The following is a 5,768-nucleotide window of genomic DNA, read 5'->3' on the forward strand; positions in this document are numbered from 1 at the left end:
GGGCAGCTCGCGGTTGCCGCACAGCACCGCGGCCACGTGCACCGGCTGCTGCGGCAGCGCCGCCAGCAGCGCCGCGACCTGCTCGTCGGCGGGCCGCTCGCCCACGCCGACCTCGGGCATGGCGCCCTGCTGCGCGCGCGGCAGCGTCACCTGGGCCACCGCGTACAGCGCCACGTCCTTCTGGCCGCGCGCCAGGTTGCGCTGCAGCGCGTCCAGCAGGCCCGGCACCAGGGTGGTGGCCAGCGCGTTCTTGTCCGACTCCAGCGGGTTGAGCACCGTGGTCGTGGTGCGCCGCACGTCGTCCTCGGCCAGCCCGAGCGCGTCGAACACGGCGGGCGAGAGGAACGGGAACGGCTTGACCTCGACCAGGCCGTGCTCGGCCAGCGCGCGCGCGACCGAGCGGCGGCGGCGCTGCTGCTCGGTCAGGCCCCGACCTGCGGGGACGGGCGGCAGCACCGACGGGATGCTGTCGTAGCCCTCCAGCCTGAGCACCTCCTCCACCAGCTCGGCGGGCTGGGTCAGGTCGGCGCGCCAGGTCGGCGGCACGGCGGTGACCACGGTGTGGCCCGCGTCGTCCGTGCTGACCTCGACGCGGCAGCCGATCTGGCCGAGCCTGCGGGCCGTGACGCCGCGCGCGTAGGGCACGCCGGCGACCCGGTCGGGCAGGTCGATCGGCATGGACACGGCGGCGGGCAGCTCCGGCGTGCCGACGTCCGTGCGGCCGGGCTGGATGGAGCCCTCGCCGAACAGGTGCAGCAGCCGCGCGGCGCGCTCCAGCGCCACCGGGGCCAGCGCCGGGTCGACGGTCCGCTCGTACCGCTTGGCCGCCTCGCTGGGCAGCTTGTGGCGGCGCACGGTGCGGGCGATGGACTTGGGGTCCCACACGGCCGCTTCGAGCAGGATGTCGGAGCTGCTGTCGCGCACCTCGGTGCTCGCGCCGCCCATGACGCCCGCCAGCGACACCACGCCGCTGTCGTCGGCGATGACGATGTCGTCGGGGTCGAGCGCCCGCACGGCGTCGTCGAGCGTGGTCAGCTTCTCCCCCGCCACCGCGCGGCGCACCACGAGCCCGCCCTTGACGGCGGCGGCGTCGAAGGCGTGCAGCGGCTGGCCCAGTTCGAGCATCACGTAGTTGGTGACGTCGACCGGCAGCGAGATGGAGCGGATGCCCGCGAGCATGAGCCTGCGGCGCATCCACCACGGGGTGGGCGCGGTCGGGTCCACGCCGGTGACGCGGCGGGCCGCGAAGCGCGAGCACGCGGAGGCGTCGTCGACCCGCACCGACCACACGTCGCCCTCGGCCTCGGGCACCTCGGCCAGGCCGGGGTCGCCGAACGGGGCCTCGAACGCGCAGGCGATCTCGCGGGCCAGGCCGCGCACCGAGAACGCGTAGCCCCGGTCCGGGGTGGGCGCGACCTCGATGACGGTGTCGCCGAGGCCGAGCAGCTCGAACGCGTCGTCACCCGGCTGGGCGGTGCCGCTGGGCAGCACGAGGATGCCCGCGTGCTCGTCGCCCAGGCCCAGCTCGCGGGCGGAGCAGATCATGCCCTCGCTGGTGCGGCCGTAGGTCTTGCGGGCGGCGATGCGGAAGTCGCCGGGCAGCACCGCGCCGGGCAGCGCCACCACGACGGTGTCGCCCTCGACGAAGTTGCGCGCGCCGCACACGATGCCGTTGACCTGGTCGGGGCCGACCTCGACCCGGCAGAACCGGATCGGCTTCTTGAACTCGGTCAGCTCCTCGATCTCGACCACGCGGCCCGCGACGAGCGGTCCGGTGACCGGGCCGAGCCCGGTGGTCTCCTCGACCTCGATGCCCACTCGCGTGAACGCCTCGGCGAGCTGGTCCGGCGTGGGGGTCTGGTCGAACTCGAGGTGCTCGACCAGCCAGGTAACCGGGATGCGCACCGGTCAGGCCTCCGTTCCGAATGGCTGGGTGAAGCGGACGTCGCCCTCGACCATGTCCCGCATGTCGGGGATGCCGTTGCGGAACTGGAGCGTGCGCTCCAGGCCCATGCCGAAGGCGAATCCGGAGTAGACCTCGGGGTCGACGCCGCAGTTGCGCAGCACGTTCGGGTTGACCATGCCGCAGCCGCCCCACTCGACCCAGCCCGCGCCGCCCTTCTTCTCCGGGAACCACACGTCCACCTCGGCGGACGGCTCGGTGAACGGGAAGAAGCTGGGGCGCAGCCGGGTGCGCGACTCGTCGCCGAAGACGGCGCGGGCGAACGCGTCGAGGGTGCCCTTGAGGTGGGCCATGGTCAGGCCCTTGTCCACGGCCAGCCCCTCCACCTGGTGGAACACCGGGGTGTGGGTGGCGTCCAGCTCGTCGGTGCGGAAGGTGCGGCCGGGGCACACCACGTAGATCGGCAGCTCGCGCTCGAGCATCGACCGCACCTGCACGGGCGATGTGTGAGTCCGCAGAACCTGACGGGACCCCTCCGGGGCGACGTGGAAGGTGTCCTGCATGGACCGCGCGGGGTGGTCCTTGCCGAAGTTGAGCGCGTCGAAGTTGAACCACTCCGCCTCGAGCTCGGGCCCCTCGGCGATCTCGTAGCCCATGGCCACGAAGATGTCGCCGACGCGCTCGGCGAGGGTCGTGATGGGGTGGCGGGCCCCGCGCGGCACCCGGTCCCACGGGAGGGTGACGTCGACGGACTCCTCCCGCAGCACCCGCTCGTCCCGCTCGACCTGCAGGACGGCTCGGCGCGCCTCGAAGGCGGCGTCGATCGCCTGCTTGGCGACGTTGACGCGCTTGCCCGCCTCGGACTTGGCGACCGGGGGCAGCGCGCCGATCTCGCGGCGGGCCTGCAGGACGGCGGAGCGGTCTCCGAGGTGGGCCGGCTTGGCGGCGGCGAGCGCGTCGAGGTCGCCCGCCTGGGCGAACGCCTCCTGGGCCCGCTCGACCGCGGCGTCGAGCGCCTCGGCGGACAGCGCCGCGACCTGCTTGGGGTCGTACGGGTCGTTGGCTCCGGACATGGTTGGTGTACAGCTCCCGTCGCGGACATGAGGTGATGGCCGCCACGCGCGGTGCGTTGCGCCTGCGCGGTGCGGCGGACCGATCCTAGGTGACCGGTCCAAAATAAGAGCGACCGCGGCCCCGGCGCACCTAGAATTCGGGCGTCTGAAAGCGATCAAGACCTGAGGTGGACCGCACTCTTATGGCACACACCTTCGGTGTCGACCTGCGCGGGATCATCGACCTGCTCAGCCACCACCTGTACAGCAGCCCTCGCGTGTACGCCCGCGAGCTGCTGCAGAACGCGGTGGACGCCATCACCGCCCGCCGCGCGCTCCAGCCGGACGCGCCGGGCGAGGTGGTCATCGAGCCTGCCGATTCCAGCGCCGACGGCACCCTGCGCATCTCCGACACGGGCATAGGCCTGACCGAGAGCGAGGTGCACGACCTGCTCTCGACGCTGGGCCGCACGTCCAAGCGGGACGAGCTGGGGTTCGCCCGCCAGGGCTTCCTCGGCCAGTTCGGCGTGGGCCTGCTGTCGGCGTTCCTCGTCGCCGAGCGGGTGCGGCTGGTCAGCCGCTCCGCGAAGGGCGGGCCCGCGGTCCGCTGGTCGGCCGACGCGGCGGGCAACTACGAGGTCGAGGTGGACGACGCGGCGCGCGCCGAGGTCGGCACCACGATCGAGCTGGTGCCCGGCCGCGACAGCGACCACTGGCTCGGCCGCGACGTGGTGCGCGCGCTGGTCGCCGAGTACGGCGAGCTGCTGCCGGTCACCGTCCGGGTGGGTGACGAGGTTCTCACGTCCGACGAGCTGCCGTGGCTGACCGACCCGATGGGGTACGGGGCGCGCGTGCTGGGCCTGGAGCCGTTCGCGGCGATCCCGGTCGAGGTGCCCGCCGTGGGCCTGACCGGCGTGGCGTACGTGCTGCCTGCGGGCGTGCACCCCGGCGCCCGCCAGTCGCACCGGGTGTACCTGAAGCGGATGCTGGTCGGCGAGGCCATCGAGGGGCTGCTGCCCGACTGGGCGTACTTCGTGCGCTGCGTCGTGGACACCTCCTCGCTGCGGCCCACGGCCAGCCGCGAGTCGCTGTACCAGGACGAGACGCTGCTGATCGTGCAGGAGGAGCTGGGCCGCCAGGTGCGGGACTGGCTGGTGCGCCTGGACGCCACCGACCCCGGCCGCACCTCGGCGCTGATGGAGGCGCACCACCTGGGCATCAAGTCGCTGGCCAGGGTGGACGAGGAGATGCTGCGGCTGGTGGAGCGCTGGCTGCCGTTCGAGACCACGGACGGCGCGCAGTCGCTCAAGCAGTTCCGCAGGCGCTACGGCTCGGTGCTGTACCTGCCGGACGTGGACGAGTTCCGCCAGCTCGCGCCGGTCGCGCACGCCCAGGGCATGGGCCTGCTGAACGCCGGTTACGCCTACGACCTGGAGATCCTGGAGCGCCTGGTCGCCCTGGACGGTCCGGGTGCGGCGCGACGGGTGGCGCCCAGCGAGGTGCTGGCCGCGCTCGGCGACCCCGAGCCGGAGGTGGAGCGGGCGCTGCGGGCGCGGCTGGCGGACGCGGCGGGGGTGCTGGAGCGGCACGACTGCGAGGTCGTCCCGCGCGACTTCGACCCGGCCTCGCTGCCCGCGCTGCTGGTCACCAACGCCGAGGGCGAGCGCAGGCGCGACGTGGAGCTGGGGGGCGCGGAGGCCCACGACCCGCTGTGGGCGCAGCTGCTGGGCAGCCTGGCCGAGTCCGCGCCGGGGGCGGCGCAGCGGCTGGTGCTCAACTGCCGCAGCCCGCTGGTGCGCAGGCTCGCCGAGCTGACCGACCCGGCGCTCGTGGAGCTGACCGTGGAGTCGCTGTACGTGCACGCGCTGCTCCAGTCCCGGCGCCCGATGCGCCCGAAGGACACCGCCGCGCTCAACCGCTCGTTCCTGGACCTGCTCGACCGGGCCGTGGACAACCGATGAAGGGGCAGCCCCGATGACCGAAGAACCCGGCCGGGACGAGATCAAGCAGGCCGCCGAGCAGCAGTTCGCGCAGGCCTACCACCTGCCGGAGGGCATGGCCAGGCACGAGGCGCTGGAGCGGGCGGCGCGGGCGGCGGACGCCTGCGACCACCTGCCGCTGGCGGTGAGCTGCCGGATCGCGCTGCTGCGCTCGGCGCACGACCTGAACCGCTACGACCTGATGCTGGCCCCGTTCGCGTGGTGCGGCGCGGCCGAGCGGCGCGACCCCACGGCGTTCGACGAGTGGGAGACGCACAACTACGACTGGGCGCACAAGTGGATCGTCACCGGTCTGCTCGCCGACCCCCGGTTCAGCCTGGAGCAGATCAGCTCGGTGCTGGAGCAGCTGGCGACCCGCTACCGGCAGCACGGCTTCTCGGCGCAGCCGGTGCACGGCGCGCGCACCGAGCTGGCCGACCACATCGGTGACGAGGCCGGTTACCGGGAGCACTTCGCCCGCTACCTGGCGGCCGAGCGCGGTCCGCTCAGCGACTGCGAGGCGTGCGTGGTCGAGGAGCAGGCCAGGCACCTGATCTGGCAGGGCAGGCCCGCCGAGGCGATCGCGCACGCCGAGCACCAGCTGGCCGAGGACACCGGCTGCGCGGGCCAGCCGCAGGGCATCCTGACCACGCTGACGCCCGCGTTCGTCGAGGTGGGCGACCTGGAGCGGGCCCGCGAGGCGCACGTGGTGGCGCACCGCGCGATCCGCGACGACCTGGTGACCGGCTACCTGGACGACCACCTGGTGTTCTGCGCGACCTCGGGCAACGTGGAGCGCGGCGTCGAGCTGCTCAAGCGGCACCTGCACCGGGT

General features: G+C 73.6%; 3 protein-coding genes and 1 pseudogene. 2 read left to right on the plus strand and 2 right to left on the minus strand.

Going from position 1 to position 5,768, the window contains the following annotated elements:
• Together pheT and pheS are read right to left on the minus strand one after the other, a co-directional pair.
• Window positions 1-1,905: phenylalanine--tRNA ligase subunit beta (gene pheT, locus ACTUAL_RS16160; protein ID WP_440900841.1), on the minus strand; the 1,905-nt coding region annotated here is incomplete at its 3' end.
• A 3-nt stretch (window positions 1,906-1,908) separates the two neighbouring features.
• Window positions 1,909-2,976, minus strand: coding sequence for a phenylalanine--tRNA ligase subunit alpha (gene pheS / locus ACTUAL_RS16165; protein ID WP_440900842.1), 1,068 nt, complete (start codon window positions 2,974-2,976; stop codon window positions 1,909-1,911).
• A 182-nt stretch (window positions 2,977-3,158) separates the two neighbouring features.
• Here pheS and ACTUAL_RS16170 point away from each other — a divergent pair, with 182 nt between their 5' ends.
• Window positions 3,159-4,916 carry an HSP90 family protein gene (locus ACTUAL_RS16170; RefSeq protein WP_440900843.1) on the plus strand — a complete coding sequence of 586 codons (1,758 nt, stop codon included), beginning with the start codon at window positions 3,159-3,161 and terminating at the stop codon, window positions 4,914-4,916.
• A 13-nt stretch (window positions 4,917-4,929) separates the two neighbouring features.
• Window positions 4,930-5,768 (plus strand): annotated as a pseudogene (locus ACTUAL_RS16175) (hypothetical protein); the annotation flags it as partial.

The organism is Actinosynnema sp., from assembly GCF_052038725.1.